The organism is Dehalococcoidia bacterium (assembly GCA_035310145.1).
In the GTDB taxonomy this organism is placed as follows: domain Bacteria; phylum Chloroflexota; class Dehalococcoidia; order CAUJGQ01; family CAUJGQ01; genus CALFMN01.
Genome location: DATGEL010000130.1, coordinates 14,224 through 30,508, shown reverse-complemented (window position 1 = coordinate 30,508; position 16,285 = coordinate 14,224). Strand labels below are relative to the sequence as shown.

19 protein-coding genes are annotated in these 16,285 nt (G+C 68.5%); 7 read left to right on the top strand and 12 right to left on the bottom strand.

Going from position 1 to position 16,285, the window contains the following annotated elements; all coding sequences use genetic code 11:
• Positions 1 to 57: 57 nt before the first annotated feature.
• Positions 58 to 855: a DUF6081 family protein gene (locus tag VKV26_24120; protein HLZ73001.1), complete on the top strand. Its 798-nt coding sequence runs from the start codon at positions 58 to 60 to the stop codon at positions 853 to 855.
• Between the two features lie 42 nt (positions 856 to 897).
• On the opposite strand, the gene VKV26_24115 is transcribed toward VKV26_24120, so the two are convergent.
• Genes VKV26_24115 through VKV26_24100 form a run of 4 tightly spaced genes read right to left on the bottom strand, consistent with a single transcriptional unit; the run spans position 898 to position 3,148 of the window.
• On the bottom strand, positions 898 to 1,473 hold the full coding sequence (locus tag VKV26_24115; protein ID HLZ73000.1) for a thiamine pyrophosphate-dependent enzyme: 576 nt from the start codon (positions 1,471 to 1,473) through the stop codon (positions 898 to 900).
• 37 nt (positions 1,474 to 1,510) lie between these two features.
• On the bottom strand, positions 1,511 to 2,023 hold the full coding sequence (locus VKV26_24110) for a thiamine pyrophosphate-binding protein (protein HLZ72999.1): 513 nt from the start codon (positions 2,021 to 2,023) through the stop codon (positions 1,511 to 1,513).
• Between the two features lie 39 nt (positions 2,024 to 2,062).
• The gene (locus VKV26_24105; protein ID HLZ72998.1) at positions 2,063 to 2,593 is read right to left on the bottom strand and encodes an NAD(P)H-dependent oxidoreductase; all 531 of its coding nucleotides are present in this window, start codon (positions 2,591 to 2,593) and stop codon (positions 2,063 to 2,065) included.
• A gap of 9 nt (positions 2,594 to 2,602) precedes the next feature.
• Positions 2,603 to 3,148 carry a hypothetical protein gene (locus VKV26_24100; GenBank protein ID HLZ72997.1) on the bottom strand — a complete coding sequence of 182 codons (546 nt, stop codon included), beginning with the start codon at positions 3,146 to 3,148 and terminating at the stop codon, positions 2,603 to 2,605.
• Positions 3,149 to 3,318: 170 nt separating this feature from the next.
• On the opposite strand from VKV26_24100, the gene VKV26_24095 reads away from it, so the two are divergent.
• Together VKV26_24095 and VKV26_24090 are read left to right on the top strand one after the other, a co-directional pair.
• On the top strand, positions 3,319 to 4,038 hold the full coding sequence (locus VKV26_24095) for a response regulator transcription factor (protein ID HLZ72996.1): 720 nt from the start codon (positions 3,319 to 3,321) through the stop codon (positions 4,036 to 4,038).
• A 161-nt stretch (positions 4,039 to 4,199) separates the two neighbouring features.
• On the top strand, positions 4,200 to 4,601 hold the full coding sequence (locus VKV26_24090; protein HLZ72995.1) for a hypothetical protein: 402 nt from the start codon (positions 4,200 to 4,202) through the stop codon (positions 4,599 to 4,601).
• Positions 4,602 to 4,673: 72 nt separating this feature from the next.
• Here VKV26_24090 and VKV26_24085 read toward each other — a convergent pair whose 3' ends face one another.
• The 4 genes from VKV26_24085 to VKV26_24070 form a co-directional block, all read right to left on the bottom strand.
• On the bottom strand, positions 4,674 to 6,017 hold the full coding sequence (locus VKV26_24085) for a glutamine synthetase family protein (GenBank protein ID HLZ72994.1): 1,344 nt from the start codon (positions 6,015 to 6,017) through the stop codon (positions 4,674 to 4,676).
• On the bottom strand, positions 6,014 to 6,964 hold the full coding sequence (locus tag VKV26_24080) for a serine/threonine-protein kinase (protein HLZ72993.1): 951 nt from the start codon (positions 6,962 to 6,964) through the stop codon (positions 6,014 to 6,016). Before VKV26_24080 ends, VKV26_24085 begins: the two co-directional genes overlap by 4 nt.
• A 58-nt stretch (positions 6,965 to 7,022) precedes the next feature.
• Positions 7,023 to 7,826, bottom strand: coding sequence for a protein phosphatase 2C domain-containing protein (locus VKV26_24075; GenBank protein ID HLZ72992.1), 804 nt, complete (start codon positions 7,824 to 7,826; stop codon positions 7,023 to 7,025).
• A gap of 102 nt (positions 7,827 to 7,928) precedes the next feature.
• Complete coding sequence (locus tag VKV26_24070; protein HLZ72991.1) at positions 7,929 to 8,969, bottom strand: alcohol dehydrogenase catalytic domain-containing protein; 1,041 nt, start codon at positions 8,967 to 8,969, stop codon at positions 7,929 to 7,931.
• 106 nt (positions 8,970 to 9,075) lie between these two features.
• Here VKV26_24070 and VKV26_24065 point away from each other — a divergent pair, with 106 nt between their 5' ends.
• Positions 9,076 to 9,450, top strand: coding sequence for a hypothetical protein (locus VKV26_24065; protein ID HLZ72990.1), 375 nt, complete (start codon positions 9,076 to 9,078; stop codon positions 9,448 to 9,450).
• A gap of 16 nt (positions 9,451 to 9,466) precedes the next feature.
• Here VKV26_24065 and VKV26_24060 read toward each other — a convergent pair whose 3' ends face one another.
• On the bottom strand, positions 9,467 to 10,591 hold the full coding sequence (locus tag VKV26_24060; protein ID HLZ72989.1) for a serine hydrolase: 1,125 nt from the start codon (positions 10,589 to 10,591) through the stop codon (positions 9,467 to 9,469).
• A gap of 150 nt (positions 10,592 to 10,741) precedes the next feature.
• Here VKV26_24060 and thyX point away from each other — a divergent pair, with 150 nt between their 5' ends.
• Both thyX and VKV26_24050 read left to right on the top strand, forming a co-directional pair.
• Entirely contained in the window at positions 10,742 to 11,599 is an 858-nt protein-coding gene (gene thyX / locus VKV26_24055) for an FAD-dependent thymidylate synthase (GenBank protein ID HLZ72988.1), read from the top strand.
• Positions 11,600 to 11,637: 38 nt separating this feature from the next.
• Positions 11,638 to 12,552 carry a UbiA family prenyltransferase gene (locus VKV26_24050; GenBank protein HLZ72987.1) on the top strand — a complete coding sequence of 305 codons (915 nt, stop codon included), beginning with the start codon at positions 11,638 to 11,640 and terminating at the stop codon, positions 12,550 to 12,552.
• Here VKV26_24050 and VKV26_24045 read toward each other — a convergent pair.
• The 3 genes from VKV26_24045 to VKV26_24035 form a co-directional block, all read right to left on the bottom strand.
• Complete coding sequence (locus tag VKV26_24045) at positions 12,540 to 12,782, bottom strand: hypothetical protein (protein ID HLZ72986.1); 243 nt, start codon at positions 12,780 to 12,782, stop codon at positions 12,540 to 12,542. The two genes, VKV26_24050 and VKV26_24045, sit on opposite strands and share 13 nt — an antisense overlap.
• 256 nt (positions 12,783 to 13,038) lie before the next feature.
• On the bottom strand, positions 13,039 to 13,281 hold the full coding sequence (locus tag VKV26_24040; GenBank protein HLZ72985.1) for a hypothetical protein: 243 nt from the start codon (positions 13,279 to 13,281) through the stop codon (positions 13,039 to 13,041).
• A gap of 683 nt (positions 13,282 to 13,964) precedes the next feature.
• Complete coding sequence (locus tag VKV26_24035) at positions 13,965 to 15,680, bottom strand: PHP domain-containing protein (protein HLZ72984.1); 1,716 nt, start codon at positions 15,678 to 15,680, stop codon at positions 13,965 to 13,967.
• A 272-nt stretch (positions 15,681 to 15,952) separates the two neighbouring features.
• Here VKV26_24035 and VKV26_24030 point away from each other — a divergent pair, with 272 nt between their 5' ends.
• On the top strand, positions 15,953 to 16,264 hold the full coding sequence (locus VKV26_24030) for a hypothetical protein (protein HLZ72983.1): 312 nt from the start codon (positions 15,953 to 15,955) through the stop codon (positions 16,262 to 16,264).
• Positions 16,265 to 16,285: the final 21 nt, after the last annotated feature.

The window sequence follows — 16,285 nt, the reverse complement described above, 5'->3', positions numbered from 1 at the left end:
ACGGCGCCGGATGCGCTGGGAGCCGACGCCGGGCACCGACCGGGGATCGATGCGACGATGACGACTTTCGAACGTGACGCGCCGGCCGCCGGTTCGCTCGAAGACCACGCGACCGAACGCGAGTACGGCGGCTTTGCCGACCTGCTGAAGCCGTCCTCACTCTGGCAGTTCGGCGGCTTTCCGCTGCCGGACGGCGGCTTCTGGCAGTATCGCGAGCCGAACGCCACCGTGCTGGTGCGCAACGGACGCTTGCAGTGCACGGTTTCTCCGCTGACGCGCACACACGACCGCATCCAGTTTCTGGACAACGCCAAGCAGATGTGGTTCTCGAAGGAGCGGTTCAGCGTGCCCGAGCACGGCTCGATCAGCTTCGAGCTGAGCATCGCGGCGCGTGGGCTGGGCACGGCGCCGCGCGATCTGTACGACGGCTTCGTTTCGTACAACCTGCTCGACTTCAACACGGGCTGGGCGATCGACTTCTTCGTCAGCAACGACGTGATCGCCACCGTCTACGGACGGCTGCCGTTTCCCGGCGTGACCGTTCCGGACACCGGCCCGATTCGGCACTTCTGCCTGTTCAAGGAGCTGGAGCTGCCGACGCAGCCCGGCCAGCGCCACGATTACCGCATCGTCTACGACCGCGCCGCCGACACGGTGGAATGGTTCATCGACGGGGAACTGGTGAATCGCGAAGAGGCGGTGCCCGACAAGATCGACGGCTTCACCGCCGCGATGGGCCTGATGACGGAGAAGGATCTCGGCCCCGGCGGCAGCACCTCGTTGCACGGGCAGGGCTTGAGCGGCGAGTGGAGCGCGACGCGCGTGACGGTGCGGCAGGGTCCCGCTGGCGGCTAAAGCCGCCGTCTCGGCGCCCGAGCCCGGACAGCCAGCCTCGTGCTACTTGTCGCCGGTCAGCGATTTGCGGACGGTGCGCGTCTCGGCCAGGGGCGAGGGGCTGGGCGCGTCCCAGTCGGCCATCTCGTCGCGCTGGTCGATCTTGAGCACGACGAAGACCGGACCGTCCTCGTCGAGGATACCGGCGACCTCTTCGCGGAAGCGGCCGACGTCGTCAAAGCTGTAGGCGGCCTTGTAGCCGGCGCCCTTCGCCATCTGCGCGAAATCGATCGCCTCGGCCGAGGCGATCGGCTGGCTGCCGGAGGTCTCGTACACACCGTTCTGGAAGAGGATGTGGCAGAAGTTGGCCGGCGCGGCGCCGGCGATCGTGGCGATCGAGCCAAGCTGCATCAGCAGGCTGCCGTCGCCATCGAGGATCACGACGCGGCGCTCGGGCTGGGCCAGCGCCACGCCAAGGCCGAGCGTGCTGGCGCCGCCCATGAAGCCGATACATGAGAGATTTAACTCGCTGGGCGAGAGCGCGTGCCACGGGCGCAGCACCTGCATCGTGGAGACGACGATACGCTGATCGCGGTGCTGGGCGATCGCGCGCAGGGCGTCGCCGCGGGAGATCGTCATCTGCGTCTGCTCCTCAAGCGCCGGCGGCCAGCGGAAGTCAGGCGGTCTGGGCGCCGATCAGCACGGCGACCGGCGCCTCACGGTTCAATGCCTCGCGGTACGCCGGCTCGATCAGCCGCACGTCCTCGGGGCCATCCACGAGATAGTGCTTGATGCCCAGCGTGTCGAGCAGCGGCTCGGCCAGGCGCACCATGGAGCCGGTATTGTCGCGCGGCGCCTTGTTCACGTCGCGGCCCAGCAGGCCGATCAGCATGAACAGCGGTGCCTTCAGATCGAGGCCGACGCCGCGCAGATGGTTGACGCAGGCGTAGAGCCCGGCATGCTGGATCATCATTGCCACCGGCGCGCCGCCGATCCAGAGGCCCATCGCTACGCAGACGGCCTCGTCCTCGGTGCAGCAGGTGATCACGCGAATGTCGTGCACCGTGTCCAACAGCGCCAGCAACGACTTCTGGTGCGTATCGGGCACGGAGACGATGAACTTGACGCCGCACCGTCTGAGGGCGTCGAGCAAGGTCTGCGCCGGAACCGACTCGGCCGGCAGCGGCATAGCGATCACTCCGGGGCGCACGGATGCTCGATCGCAGGCTCAGCCCGGCTCGTCAGCCGCCGCGGCAAGCACGGCGGTAAGCCGCGCGACGCGATCACCCAACGTCCGCGCCTGCAGCCGGTCTTCCTCGGTGACGGCGCCGTGCGCGGTTGCGCCGTAGTAGGAGCCGGCCACGCGCATGCGCGCCGTCCAGGGCAGGCCGACGAACAGCATACCGTGCGAGAGCAGCAGATGCATCAGTTGCAGCAAGGTTGCTTCGGTGCCGCCTGAGCGCGAGTAGCCGGCGGTGAAACAGGCGCCGGGCTTGCCGGCCAGCTCGCCCGTCTCCCAAAGGTCGCCGGAGTGGTCGAACCACTCTTTGAGCTTGCCGGTCATGCCGCTCCAGTTGGGCGAGCCAACGATCAGCGCGTCGCAGAGCGTCAACTCGGCTGGATCGGCGTCGTCCACGCGCAGCCGGGCCAGCTCGACCCCGCCCGCCGCCTTCACGCCCGTGGCCACGGCCTCGGCAAGTTGTTCGACGAGGCCGCCACGGCTGTCGTAGAGCAGCAGCAGGCGGGGCAACGAGGTCATGGCGAGCTGTTAGTCGCCGAGCCTGGTGCTGTAGCCGAGGGCGATGATCTCTTCGACGTATTCGGACCGCCAGCCAGGGTCGGGAATGGGCCGGCCGTGCTCGCGGAACCACTTGTGCAGGCTGAGATACTCATCTTCGAGCTTATCTCGGCGTCCGTTCTCTTCCTCAAAGACCTCGGCGTCGACCTCTTCCAGGCGCTTGTCCATCTCTTCGGGGCCGATATCGAGGTCTTCCTGCCAATAGTCGGCCAGGTAGTCGAGACCCTCGTCCAGCTCGCGCCGGCACTCGTTGAGGATCATGCCCATCATCGTCTCTTCGTCGACCTTGCGGGCGCGCAGGCGCAGGTCGCGGGCACAGCTCTCGCAGACGACGACGAGACGGCGGGCGTCGCAGTCATCGGCGTGGGGGCATTCGTGGCGCCGCGGAGAGAACGCAGCGACGCCGGGTGAGCGGGAGTAGCCCACCACGATCTCGGGACTCAGCCGGCCGCAGCGCAGGCAGGCCACTTTCTCGCTGAAGATCTCGTTGATGGTCTTATCCCAGTCGATGCGCATCGATTCACCTGCCGTCGGCCGGCGCGCTCGCGTGCGGCGCCGGGCCACAACCATTGTACCGCGAAATCCTGACAAAGCGCGCCACGGGCGGGTTTCCGAGCGTTCCACCCCTTGCGCACCCATGATATGGTGAGTGGTGAAAGCTTCACAGTTTTGCAAGGCACGGGATGATGAACAAGCCGCTGGTGCTGGTCGTCGACGACGATCACAAGATCTTGCGTCTGGTACGCATCGAGCTGACCGCGCAGGGCTTCGGCGTGAGCATGGCCGAGCGCGGCGAGGAGGCGTTGCAGGCGATTCCTCGCATCCGTCCGGAGCTGGTCGTACTGGATATCATCATGCCGGGCATGGACGGGCTGCAGGTCTTGAAGAAGATTCGTGAGTCGTCCGGCGTGCCGGTGATCCTGCTCACGGCCAAGGGCACCGACTCGGACAAGATCATGGGCCTGGAGCTGGGCGCCGACGACTATCTGCCCAAGCCGTTCAATCCGGAAGAGCTGACGGCGCGTGTGCGCGCGGTGCTGCGCCGTTCGCAGGTGCGCGAGGCGCCCACCACCGGTAATCGCCTGCAGTGCGGCGACATCGTCATCGACCTTGCGCGCCGCACCGTGTTTGTGGAAGAGAAGCCGGTCGTGCTCAGCCGCACCGAGTGGCAGCTCTTGCAGCAACTCTGTTCGAACGCCGGGCGCGTGATGCTGCACGAGGATCTGCTCACCCGCACCTGGGGGCCGGAGTACCGCGACGACTTGCAGTACCTGCGCGTCTGGGTGAGCCGCTTGCGCCAGAAGCTGGAGAAGAACCCGGCCGAGCCGCGCTACATCCGCACCGTGCAGGGCATCGGCTACATCCTGGAGGCGAACAGCGCAAGCCCGACGCAGGCCGCGAGCTGACGGCGGCCTTGCGCCGCTGCCGCCTCTCCTAGTCCCCGCGGCGAAACACCGGCGATACGATCTACCCCGGCGGAATTATGCGGCCGCAGGCCGCCGCCCGTACACTGGCCTTGCCGTGGATCGCACGTGTGTGCTGGTCTGCGGTGACAAGGAGCCACAGTATGGTAAGCCTCGGGGGCGGTCTGCCGGCGAGCCGGACGCCTCTCCCCTCTTCGCTCGCCACCGGCGCGCAGTCGGTCGCGCCGCTGATCACGCTTCCCGCGGCGGAGACCGCCACCCGATCGCTTTCACGCGGCCAGATCGAGGCAATCCGCTCGGCAATGCGCCTGTTCATCGACGACGACCTGGCGCGCGGCGTGCGCCAAACGGACCGCGTCTACTGCGACGCCTGTCAGCGGCCGCGACCGGCGGCCGGCGTGATCCGTTACGGCCGCTATGCGCTGTGCAACGGCTGCGCCACCGAATACGAGGTCGCGCGGGCGCACGGCGCGCTCTCGACGCCCGGCCAGTTCGTGCGCGACAAGCATTTCGGCGAGGACGAGCGCTACACGTTGCTGGACTGAGACGATGTCAGGCGCTGAACGGCGGGCGGTGCAGATCCACCGCCCGCCGTTGCTGCGGCCCCGGCGCGGCGTCTAATACTCGGCGAGATAGCGTTGCAGCTCCCATGGGGTGACCTGCTTCCGGTACTCTTCCCACTCGATCTCTTTGGCTTCGAGGAATCGTTCCAGCACCTGCGGGCCCAGCGCCTCGCAGATCACCTCGTCGCGCCGCAGTTCGCTCAGCGCGTCTTCGAGGCTCGCGGGCAACGACTTGAGGTTGTATTCGGCGAGCAGCGCGGGCTCGAAGCCGGAGACGTTCTCTTCGACGGGATCAACAAGCGGCAAGCGGCGCTCGATGCCGTCCAGCCCGGCGCGCAGCATCACGGCGAAGGCAAGATACGGATTGCAGCTTGGGTCCGGGCAGCGCAGCTCCAGCCGGGTGACGGCGGTGTCCAGGCGGCTGGTGCGCGGCACGCGGATCAAGGCCGAGCGGTTCGTGTGCGCCCAGCCGACGTAGGCGGGCGCCTCGAAGCCCGGGATCAGCCGCTTGTAGGAGTTCACCAACGGCGCCAGGATCGCGCACATGCCCCGGGCATGCTCCAATAGACCGGCGATGAAGTGCCGCGCGATTGGCGAGAGCCGATACGGATCCTCGGCGTCGAAGAACAGGTTCTCACCCGTCTCGATGTCGCGCAGCGCCTGGTGCACGTGCATGCCTGAGCCATTGACGCCATAGATCGGCTTCGGCAGGAAGCTGGCGATCAGGCCGTGCGCCTGCGCGATTGCGCGGACGGTGTACTTGAACGTCACGGTGTCGTCGGCGGCCTGCAGCGCCTCGCGGTAGGTGAAGTCGATCTCGTGCTGGCCGGTGGCCACCTCATGGTGGCTGTTCTCCACGACGATGCCGATCGCCTCCAGGGCGTTGACCATCTCTTTGCGCACCTGGTAGGCGAGATCGGTCGAGAGGTCGAAGTAGCTGGCCGTGTCGTGCGGTGTGGCGCGCGGCGTGCCGTCGCCGTCGGGCTTGAACAGGAAGAACTCGATCTCCGGCCCGGCGATGAAGTTGAAGCCCTGCTGCGCCGCCTCGTCGAGGGCGCTGCGCAGCACGTAGCGTGAGTCTCCCTGAAAGGGCTCGCCGTCGGTAGAGAAGATGTCGCAGATCACGCGCGCCGTGGTGTTTTCGCCGCGCTCCCACGGCACGACCGCCAGCGTCGAGAGGTCCGGCTGCAGATAGCGATCGCTCTCGGAGACGCGGGCGAAGCCCTCTAGCGACGAGCCGTCGAACCATTCGCCGTGCTCGACGCAGTGGCGGAAGCGGTGCGCGGGGATCGTCACGCTCTTCACCGCGCCGAGGACGTCCACGAACTGCAGATTCACAAAGCGCACGCGCTCGCGTTCGATCAGCTCGAAGGCAGCGGCCGGTTCTGCAGCGTTCACTTGCGGATCCTCAGCGGCAGCCGCCGCGCGATGCGCCGAAGCCAGGTCGCGGGCGCCCCATCGGCGGCGGCGCGGCGGCCTGCCTCGGCGGGCCCGTCATAGTTGAGCAGATCGCGGGCAAAGTCGGCGGCGTGCTGGTAGCGATCGTCGGGGCGCTTGCGCAAGGCGCGGCTCACGATCGCCTGCAAGACCGGGGGAATGCCCGGGCGAAAGCGGTCCAGGCTCGGGGGATCGCTGTGCACCTGCTGGTACATGACGGCGTTGGCGTTGTCGCCGTCGAAGGGCACTCGGCCGCTGAGCAGCTCGAAGAGCAGCACACCCAGGGCGTAGAGGTCGGTGCGCGGGTCGCCGCGTGCGCCCTCCACCTGCTCCGGCGCCATGTAGTCGGGCGTGCCCGCCGCGTCGCCGCGCACCCGCCAGGTGAGGCGGCGCATGCCCTGCAGCCGCGCGTTGCCGAAGTCGATCAGCTTCACCCGGCCGTTCGGCAAGACGAGGATGTTCTCCGGCTTCAGGTCGCGGTGCACGACGCCGTGCTCGTGCGCGTATTGCAGGGCGAGGGCGACCTGGACCGCGATGTTCACGGCTTCGGCCACGGTGGGCGGCGCATCCGATTCCAGCCAGTCGCGCAAGGGGCGGCCGTCGACGTATTCCAGCGCAATGTAGCCCGCGTCCCGCGGCAGATCCGCATGCGCCGCGCCCTGGATGTTCGCGTGGCGCAGGCGCTGCACGATCGACGCTTCGCGGCGGAAGCGGGCCGCACTGCTGGGATCGGCGATGGTCGCGGGGATGGGAAGCTTGAGCACGACCCGCTCGCCGCTGCCGCGGTCGACGGCGAGATACGAGGCGGCATACAGCCCATGTCCGAGCAAACGCACGATCTCGAACTGATCGATACGATCGCCCGGCCGCCGTTCCGCGCTTAGGCTTTGCAGCTCTGGTGCGCTCATGGCCACCTGCTCCGCGCCGTGGCTTTGCCCGGCCGGATCGTGCCCTCGCGCGGCCCCGTCACCGGCCGAACCAGGACTTCCAGCGCGGCGCCGCCGGCGGAGTGGCCTCGACCGCATGCACCCGGGCGAGGCCGATGGTCATATTATCCGCGGCGCCACGATCGGAGCCAAGCTGCAGCAGCCGCTCGCAGGCCTCGTCGCCCGGCAGCTCGGCAACGGTGCGGCGGATCTCTTCGCTGCTGACCTCGTTCCAGAGGCCGTCCGTGCAGACGACGTAGGCATCGCCGGCCTGCACGCGCTCGCGCAGCGTATCGACCTGCAAGATCAGGTCCGCGCCGAGCGAGCGCGTGAGCATACTGCGCGCGGGGTGGCGCAGGGCCTGCTCCGGCGTGATCAGCCGCATGCGCAGCATCTCAGTAACGCGGGTGTGATCGGTCGTGAGTTGCTGGATGGCGCCGCCGCGCAGGCGGAAGACGCGGCAGTCTCCCACGTGCGCCAGCAGCAGACGGTCGAACTGGATGGCGATGGCGGACATGGTGGACTGCATGTTGAAGCAGTCGGGGTGATCGTGGCCGTGGTTGAAGATCGCCAGGTTCGCCTGTTGCAGCGCCCGGCTGAAGAAGCGATCGCCCAGCGGCGCCCCTTCCTGCCGCGCCTCGTCGATCAGCGTCTCGACCGCCATTTTGCTGGCGACCTCGCCGGCGCGGTGGCCGCCGAGGCCGTCCGCAACGATCAGCAGAAAGCTGCGGGCGGCGTCTGACTCCAGGCCGAGGGCGGCGCAGTAGTCTTCGTTGCCGTCGCGCACGGGGCCGGTGTCGGTGCGCGTGTGCAGCTCGACCTGCGGCGGCGTCTGCACCAGCATCGGCCCTCCTCCCCGCGCCAGTATGGCGGGATCGCGTTTCGGGCCTGTGACCGGCGCTTTTCGGCGCTGTTGCCGGCGCGTTTCTCCCGCGTTTCGTCGCGTTCAGCGACGGGAGGGTTGCACCAGCACCTTCTCATGCGCGCCGCGGTCGGCGACGATCGTGGCGAAGGCTTCGGGCACCCACGCCAGCGGGATACGGTGCGAGATCAGCGGGGAAACGTCGAGCGTGCCGAAGCCGATCAGCGCCGCAGCCTGGGCGAACTCCTCGCGGTAGCCGAGGGAGCCGATCAGCGTGTGCTCGGCAAGCGTGAAGCGCGCGAAGTTGACGGGATAGGGCTGCTGGAAGACTCCGGCAATCGCAATCCTGCCGCCACGCCGCGTGGCCGCGAAACAGTCGTCGAGCGGGGCGGCGAGGCCCACGCACTCGAAGCTGACGTCGGCGCCGCGGCCGTCCGTCAGCTCTTTCAGCGCCGCGCCAACGTTCTCATTCACGGGGTCCAGGGCGCGTTCGACGCCGAGCGCCTGAGCGCGACCACGGCGGCCGGCCGCCGGCTCCGAGAGGAAGATCCGCTCGATGCCGTGCTGGCGCAGCGCCAGGATGACGAGCTGGCCGATCGGCCCGGCGCCCGCGACCAGCACCACGTCTTCCGGCGCCGGCGCAGCACGGTTGACGGCGTGCAGGGCGACGGCCAGCGGCTCGCTCAGAGCCGCACGGTCGGGCGCCGTACCGGGCGGCAGGACGACACAGCGGCGCGCCGCGGCAACCGTGTACTCCGCGAGGCCGCCGGGTTTTGCGTAGCCGAGGGCGCCGCGGGAACGCTGACAAAGTTGCTCGTCACCGGCGAGGCAGAAGCTGCACTCCTGGCAATTCTCCGCCGGATTGACGGTGACGAGGTCGCCGGGCGCCATGCCTTCCGCGCCCGGGCCGAGCGCCATGACGCGCGCGGAGAACTCGTGCCCGAAGATCGTCTCTGCTGGCCGTTCCGGGCCGTAGAAGAGCCGGCCGGACTCGTATTCGTGCAGATCGGTGCCGCAGATGCCACAGAACTCGACGCGCAGCAGCACCTCGCCCTCGCCGGGCAGCGGCAGCGGCCGCTCCTCCAGTTCGATCCTGCCCTGGCCCTTATAGACCGCCGCTCGCATCGTTGCTCCTTGATCCGGGTACGCGGTGCGGCCCCCGGCGCGGTTCTCCGCGTTCCGCATGATAGGGTGGAGGGGAAGCTGCGGCAACGGTAGACGGCAAGGCGCAATGCGGCAGGAACTAACGGTAGAGGTGGCGGCCTCGCGCGACGCGGTCTGGCGGGCGCTGGCCGGCGACCTGGCAAAACGTGGTGGGCATGTGGAAGTCCTGGTCGAACAGCCGGCCGAGGCGCTGCGGCTGGTGGTAGCTGCCGGCGCCGGCGAGCGCTTCGCTCTCGACTATCGGTTGGACGTGCTGGGACCGGAGGATACGGCCGTGATCGCCGCGATCGAGCCGTCCGGCCCGCGCTACCTGCTCAAGCGCTTGCTCTCGTTCGGCGCGGTAGATCGTGGCTACCTGGACGCACTGGCGGTCGGCCTGGCCAACTTGCAGTCGCATCTCGAAGGCCCGCCGGCCGGCGAGGCCGAAGCGGCCGAGGTCTAACTCCGCTGGTGTCCGGCTAATGATGCGTCTGGTGCGTGGCCGCGGGCAGCGCGGCTTCGAACTGGTAGACGAGGCGTGAGAGGGCGGTCAACGTCGCGTTGCCGTCGTCCTCGCCGACGCCGGAGCCCAGGGCCACGGCGATGTAGGGATGCACGGGCGCGAGGAAGATCGCCGCGTCGTTGAAGACATCAACATCGGTGCCGATCTTGTGGGCGACGGGGATCGTGGCCGGGACGCCGGACTGCAGGCGGTCAGTCCAGACCGTGTTTTGCATGAACGCGAGCACCTCGTTCGTGGCGGCCGCGGACAGCAGCTTGTGCTGCTGCAGCAGGCTGAGCAGCACGGCGGCATCGCGGGCGGTGGTCAGGTTGTCCACCAGCGAGGTGGCCTTGAGCCCCCACGACTGCAGGTCGGCCTGCACGCTGTCGAGGCCGAGGCGCTTGCCGAGCACGAAGGCGGCGGTGTTGTCGCTCTCCTCGATCGCGAGCTTCGCCAGGTCGCGGTAGGAGTAGACCTGGCCGGAGCCCTGCGACTGGATTGTGCCGGTGCCGTAATGCTGGATCTCGTCGTCGGCGATCGCCGTGGTCGCGTCGAGATCGATCTGGCCCGCCGCGGCCCGACGGTAGAGGTCGATCACGATCGGCAGCTTGTTCACGCTCGCGGCGCGGTACTGCGTATCCGCATCGTTGAGCAGGGCGACACCCGTCGTGAGATCGAGGGCCACGAAGCCGTACTTGCCGTCGCGCCCGGCGAGCAGGCCGCTGAGCTGCGCCTGATAGCGCTGCACGACGGCGGGATCGACCCAGCTCGCCGGCGCGGAGGCTGCCGCCGCGCCCTGGGCGGCCACGGCCCCCGCGCTCGCCGCTTCCGAGCTGCCGCCGTGGGGGCGGCGGCCGAGGGCGCGCACGCCCAGTACCGCCGCGCCGAACGTGATCGCCAGCAGCAGATAGACGCGCAGCGGCAGCGGATGGGACGTTGCCGGCGGGCGTGCCGCGTGCCGGGTGGTGCGCGGCTCCGCGACCGGTCGCAGGGCTGTCGCGCGGGCGCTGGGCGCCAGGACGCGGCCGGCCCGGTGGCTGGAGCGATCGGGGGCGGGTGGGTTGATGAAGCGGTCAAGGCCGCGATCGCGACGGTTGGCCACGGGCTGCTGGCTCCTGAGCGCTGCGGCCGGCGGAGCGGAGACGCGCGGCGAGGCTCCCGAGATTCGATCGCCGGCGACCCTCGCCAGGCAGCCGACTGGCTGTTATCCTATCACAGGCTTCGTTGACCACGGAATCGAGGGTTCGACGTAATGGCGATCGACGTGCGGCTGCTCGACCACTCCCACGACCCCATCCGCTCGCTCTACATGGCCTACCGCACGTGCTACTCGGCCTTGACGCCGCAGCAGGTAGCGGCGCGCATCGCGGACGAGCGTATCACGCGTGAGCAGATGCTGATATTCGTAGACGAACGAATGCGGACTGGCCACGTCTCTCCGCTGGAGCAGGTCTGGTTCGAGTTCGCGATCGCCGGGATCAGCCGCGCCTTCTCGCACCAGTTCGTACGGCACCGCGTAGGCATCTCCTTCGAGCAGCAGAGCCAGCGCTACGTCGTGTACAAGCAGGGGCGCTTCCCCTTCAGCGTGCCCGACACGGTGCAGCGCGCGGGTATGGGCGACCGCTTTGCAACGTTGATGGCCGAGATCGGCTCGTTCTACGAAGAACTGGTGGCGGCGGGCGTACCGGGGGAAGACGCGCGCTTTGTCCTGCCCAACGCGACCAATACCAACTTCAAGGTGACGATCAATTTCGCGGCCCTGCTGCACCTGGCCGATCTACGCCTCTGCACGCGCGCGCAGTGGGAGTTCCGCCGCGTGGTCTCGCTGATGCGGGCCGAAATCTTCCGCGTCTATCCGGAGCTGGCGCGACAACTGCAGCCGAAGTGCGGCGAGCGGCGCATGGGTTACTGCGACGAATCGCTGGAAGCCTGGGAACGCTGCCCGATCGGCCGCAAGCGGCCGCACAAGACGCGGCTGTTCGATCTGTTCAACGCCTTCCAGCGGGGCGACGAGGCCGCGGCCTTCGCCGCGGCCGACGCGCCGGAGAGCGGCCTCGCGCCGCTGGACGCCGGGGATTTCCAGGTGATCGAGACCTATACCGAGGCCTGAGGCTGGCCGGTGAGCGCGCGGCACATTCGGCGGCGCCAGTGGATCTGGCACAGCTCCTGCAGCGGTTCGGCCGCGGCGCAGAGCGGGCCGCCGTGGCGAGCGGCCGCTGGCGGGTGTTCCGGGGGCGGTGGGCGGCCGGCGGACTCTATTTCCTCTTCCCGTACAATCGTCTGCTCTACGGACTGAACGACGTCTTCGCCTTCGCCTCAGACCGGCTCAACCCGCGCAAGCGCTCGATCGAGGGCGCCGTGATCCGGCCGCGGTATTTCCGGGCGCTGATCAACGCGATCATCGTCACGAACCTACGCCTGCTGGCCATGCTGTTCGCCACCAGCAGCGCACCCGCGGCGGCGCTGGCGTTTCTGCTGTTTACCAGCATCGCCTACAGCGCGCCGCCGCTGCGCTTCAAAGAAGTCCCGTTTCTCGACTCGTTCACCTCCGCCACGCAGTTCGTCACGCCGCTCGTCTTCGGCCTGCTGTACGGTCACGCCGGCGTGTTTGCCTGGCTGGAAGTGATCGCCTTCACCCTGTGGGCGATGGCCTCGCAGGCGTTCGGCGCAATCCAGGACCCCACGCCCGATCGCACCGCGGGCCTGGCCCCCGTCGCGACCTATCTCGGCCTGCGGCGTACGGCCTGGTTCTCGCTTTCGCTCTCTCTGCTCGCCGTGGCGCTGCTGCTCGCCGCGCAACAGTCGCTGGTGTATCTGTGCGTGGTGGCCGCGTTCCTGCTCTATCCGGCGTACGTGCTCTGGTTCCTTCGGGCGCCACCTGAGGCTTCAGAGCACCGCCACTGGCGCTTCTTCCTCTACCTCACTCTCATCGCCGGCATGATCATCACCCGGGCGTTCATCCTGCATGTGCGTTCATCGCCGTGGGGCCGAGCGGCCGCGTCGGTGCAGAGGGCGGGCCAGGCGATCGCTTGCTGCGGGCGGGGTGCGCTTCAGCGCACGTAGCGCTCGTGCAGGATGCACTCGGCTTCGGCGAGCACCGCTTCGACCGTGGGCAGCGGATCCACCAGCGGCCGCGCCGGGCGCGAGATCACCTTGAACAGGCCGCGCATCCGCGAATGAACCATCTCCCAGCCGGCGGCCAGATGCTGGCACAGACGTTGCAGCACGCCTGGCGCGGGCCCGGCAGGCTGCGCGTCGGCTGCTTGATCCGTTGGCCACTCGCGATCGTTCATCACTCACCGTCCTGTTCAGGCGCCGGACGGGGTGCATCCTTAGCGTATGCAGCCCGTGCAACGCCCGCCAGCACCCCCGGCGGTAAACAAGCGCGGCGCTGTCCGGCCTTTAGCCTTTACAGATGGTTTCAAAACCGGCGTTCACGTGCGATCGCATCTCTGCAAGCGGGAACTCCAGCCGGTTTTGAAACCATGTCTTAGAAAGAGGCGGATCGATTGGCTGATGTACACCGCTCAGCCTGGCTGAGCCGCGGCCTCAGCCGACATAATGCTCATGCAGGATGCGCTGGGCTTCGGCGAGTACGTCGTCCGCCGTCAGCAGCGGCTCGACGCCGGCCATTGCCGGGGACCACACAGCCTCGTCCAACAGGTGTTCGAGCGCGGGACCCATCTCCCAGCCCGCGATCAAGAGCTCGCGCATGCGCTGCAGAAAGTGTGGCGCCGACACGGCATAGCGGGCGCCGATGAAGCGATCGGTGGTCCGGTCATGTTCCAGCATTGCTCACGGTCCCGTGCGGGGGTCGGACGGGGGATTCTTCCAGCGTGCGCGTGCGGCGCCTTCCCCGCCAGTACCGACGACAGTAGCCAGAGCGGTTTGTCATAATTCTTTCGTCGCTAGGATGATGCGAGCACCTTCACCCGGCAGGTAGGGGCCGCGCTGCCCACGCCGTTGCTCCGGCCGCTACCCGGTCCCGTCGCCGGAGGGCAACCAGCGCCGCACCAGCTCCTCCAGATCCACCAGATTGAAGGGCTTGGCGATGTAGGCATCGGCGTGCGCCCGCTCGGCCGCGCTGCCTCCCTCGGTGATCGGCCTGATGATCTGCGCGATCGTGGGCCTGGGTGGTCCCGCCGCACTGCCTTATGCCGCCGACCTCGGTCTCGCCATGCAGTTCACCAAGAAATCGACCTCAACCGCGCGATCTACCGCCCCGCCGAGACGGGGATCCCCTCCTTGCCGAAGTTCGCCCTCTATCCCGTGCGGCCGGCTGGGTGGCTCTACGCGCGATCCTGGAGCGAATCGAGCGCAACGGTTACGACGTGTTCAGCCGGCGAGCCGCCACCACGAAGGCCGACAAGCTGCGCACGGCCGCCATACTCTGGGCGGCGGAGCGTCGCGGCGCGCCCCGCTCTCTGGTCGATCTCACCCACCAGCGGGAGGGCTAACGGCTGCATGACAGCGTCTCAGTCGCGCAGGCGCACATGGGCCTCTTGCACAAACTGCTCGTAGGGCAGGGTATTGAGCACGTTCGCGGCGCCGGCCCAGCCACGCCGCGCCACCTCGACCCCGTAGCGCAGCGCCGGCAACTGATCGGTGGCGTGGGCGTCGCTGTCGATCACGAGCTTCACGCCGCGGCGCACCGCCTCGCGCACCAGCCCGTCCGGCAGGTCGAGGCGGTCCGGCCAGCCATCGATCTCCAAGAACTTGTCATGACGCAGGCACGCGGCCATCACGGCGCCCCAGTCGGCGTCGATGCCTTCGCGCTGGTTGATCAGCCGGCCGGTGGGGTGGGCGATGCCGTTGATGTTCGGATTCGCCAGGGCAGAGAGCAGGCGCGCGGTCATCTCCTCCCGTGGCTGGCGGAAGCTGCTGTGGATCGAGCCGATGCAGTACTCGTGGCGGCTCAAGATCGCGTCGGGCACCTGCAGGCCGCCCTCGGAGGTGATGTTCACTTCCAGCCCGTCGATCAGGCGGATGCCGCGATTCGAGGCCCGCAGCGCGTCCAACTCGCGCGAGCGGGCGGCGAAATCGAGGTTGGGATACGAATGATCGGTGATCACCATGTAGGAACGGCCCAGGGCGCCGCAGGCAGCGACCATCTCGGCCATGCTGTTAGCGCCGTCGCTCCAGCGCGTGTGCGTGTGGCAGTCGCCGCGGATCGCCGCCGCTTCGATCAGCTGCGGCAGCGTGTGCGCCAGCGCCGCCTCGATCTCGCCCGAGTCTTCGCGCAGCTCCGGCGGGGGCGTCTGCATCTCCAGCAGGTCGTAGACTTCATCTTCCGTGGCGGCGGGCAGCACAACGCCGTCCGCCAGGCGCAGCACGCCCAGCTCAGAGATGGAGAGACCACGCTGGCGCGCGATCGCCCGGAGGTGAATGTTGTGCTGTTTGGAGCCGGTGAAGTGGTGCAGCAGAGCGCCGTAGTTGTGCGGCGGGGCGGTAAGCAGATCGACACGCACCCCGCTGTGCAACGTGACGCTGGCGGCAGAGGGACCGGATTCGATCAGGCGAGCCACGCCGGGCGCAGTCGCAAAATGGGCGATCAAATCGGCGGGGCGCTCGCTGGCGGCGGCGAGGTCGAGATCGCCGATCGTCGCGACGCGCCGCCGCAGGCTGCCCGCCGCCTCGGCCGCGACCACGAGGCCCGACCCGCGCAAGTGGACCAGCAGCTCGGCAGCCAGCCGCTCGGCCGCCGGCAGCAACAGGCGGCCGGAGCGGCGCTGCAGCTCCCCCAGGCCGCTGCCGAGCTTCTCCAGCGCCTTCGCCGAGAAGCCTTTGCCGGCGAGACCGCCGCTGGTGATCTTCATCTCGAGGTCGCGCAAGTCTTCGACCCCGGCGCCGGCCAGCTTCTGCGCTGTCGCCGGGCCGACACCGGGGATCTTCACCAGGTCGAAGACCGCCTCGGGAATGCCCGCGAACACCTCCTCGAAGTGGCGCACATGGCCGCTGCGGAACAGCTCCTCCAGGTAGCCGGCGATGCCCTTACCGATGCCGGGAATCTCGGTGAGCGTGCCCTGCTGCCACAGCTCACGGGCGTTGCGCGTGGCGTGTTCGACGCCGGCGGCGGCGCTCTCATAGGCCTGGGCCTCGAAGCGGTTGCGGCCGCGAATCTTGTAGGCGACCGCAACGTCGCTCAGCAGCTCGGCCAGGTCCTGGTTGGTCTCAATGCGCCGCTGACTCATGCGCCGGCTACCCTCCGCAGCCTCGTCCCGCGTCCCGCGTCCCATGAACAAGTTTGCTCTCGTGTTGCTCTCATCGTATGCCGGAACGGCGTCGCCCGCTTCTCAGACATCAGAAGGAGATCCGCAGGGCCGCACAAGTTTCAGGAAACTGATGCGCGAATCGGCGGTGCTCGACCGTTTACTTACAACGGGTGCCGCGGGTGCAGTGGCGATGCTGCCGCCCTGATCTTTCGCCGGAGGCCCGCGCTACGAACGACGTGCCCCCCGGCTGTATGGCGCCCGGTGAACTGAAGGGGGAGCAGCTCATCGCTTTCATCTATCGAGAGACTCCCGACGCGCCGGTCCTGCGCCATCTGTTGCGCTGCGCCGCCTGCCGCGCCGCGCTGGCACAGTACCGACGCGTGGCGCATCTGCTGCTCCGGGTCTATTACCGTCGCTCCTGCCCGGCCGCCGACACGCTGCTGGCCTATGTGATAGGCGAGCTGGCGGCCGCGGAGGCCGAGGCGGTAACGGGCCATCTGCAGGGGTGCGGCGAGTGTCTGGCGGAGGTCGAGATCCTGGTCGCGGCGGCGGCGCAAGAGTAGGACGCCGGCCCATGACGCGCC

Coding starts and splice junctions, on each gene's coding strand:
- VKV26_24100 (HLZ72997.1), bottom strand. CDS start 3,148: ATGCGCATCGACTGGGATAAGACCATCAACGAGATCTTCAGCGAGAAA.
- VKV26_24030 (HLZ72983.1), top strand. CDS start 15,953: ATGGCGCCCGGTGAACTGAAGGGGGAGCAGCTCATCGCTTTCATCTAT.
- VKV26_24120 (HLZ73001.1), top strand. CDS start 58: ATGACGACTTTCGAACGTGACGCGCCGGCCGCCGGTTCGCTCGAAGAC.
- VKV26_24040 (HLZ72985.1), bottom strand. CDS start 13,281: ATGCTGGAACATGACCGGACCACCGATCGCTTCATCGGCGCCCGCTAT.
- thyX (HLZ72988.1), top strand. CDS start 10,742: ATGGCGATCGACGTGCGGCTGCTCGACCACTCCCACGACCCCATCCGC.
- VKV26_24095 (HLZ72996.1), top strand. CDS start 3,319: ATGAACAAGCCGCTGGTGCTGGTCGTCGACGACGATCACAAGATCTTG.
- VKV26_24080 (HLZ72993.1), bottom strand. CDS start 6,964: ATGAGCGCACCAGAGCTGCAAAGCCTAAGCGCGGAACGGCGGCCGGGC.
- VKV26_24035 (HLZ72984.1), bottom strand. CDS start 15,680: ATGAGTCAGCGGCGCATTGAGACCAACCAGGACCTGGCCGAGCTGCTG.
- VKV26_24070 (HLZ72991.1), bottom strand. CDS start 8,969: ATGCGAGCGGCGGTCTATAAGGGCCAGGGCAGGATCGAACTGGAGGAG.
- VKV26_24115 (HLZ73000.1), bottom strand. CDS start 1,473: ATGACGATCTCCCGCGGCGACGCCCTGCGCGCGATCGCCCAGCACCGC.
- VKV26_24045 (HLZ72986.1), bottom strand. CDS start 12,782: ATGAACGATCGCGAGTGGCCAACGGATCAAGCAGCCGACGCGCAGCCT.
- VKV26_24110 (HLZ72999.1), bottom strand. CDS start 2,023: ATGCCGCTGCCGGCCGAGTCGGTTCCGGCGCAGACCTTGCTCGACGCC.
- VKV26_24075 (HLZ72992.1), bottom strand. CDS start 7,826: ATGCTGGTGCAGACGCCGCCGCAGGTCGAGCTGCACACGCGCACCGAC.
- VKV26_24065 (HLZ72990.1), top strand. CDS start 9,076: ATGCGGCAGGAACTAACGGTAGAGGTGGCGGCCTCGCGCGACGCGGTC.
- VKV26_24105 (HLZ72998.1), bottom strand. CDS start 2,593: ATGACCTCGTTGCCCCGCCTGCTGCTGCTCTACGACAGCCGTGGCGGC.
- VKV26_24090 (HLZ72995.1), top strand. CDS start 4,200: ATGGTAAGCCTCGGGGGCGGTCTGCCGGCGAGCCGGACGCCTCTCCCC.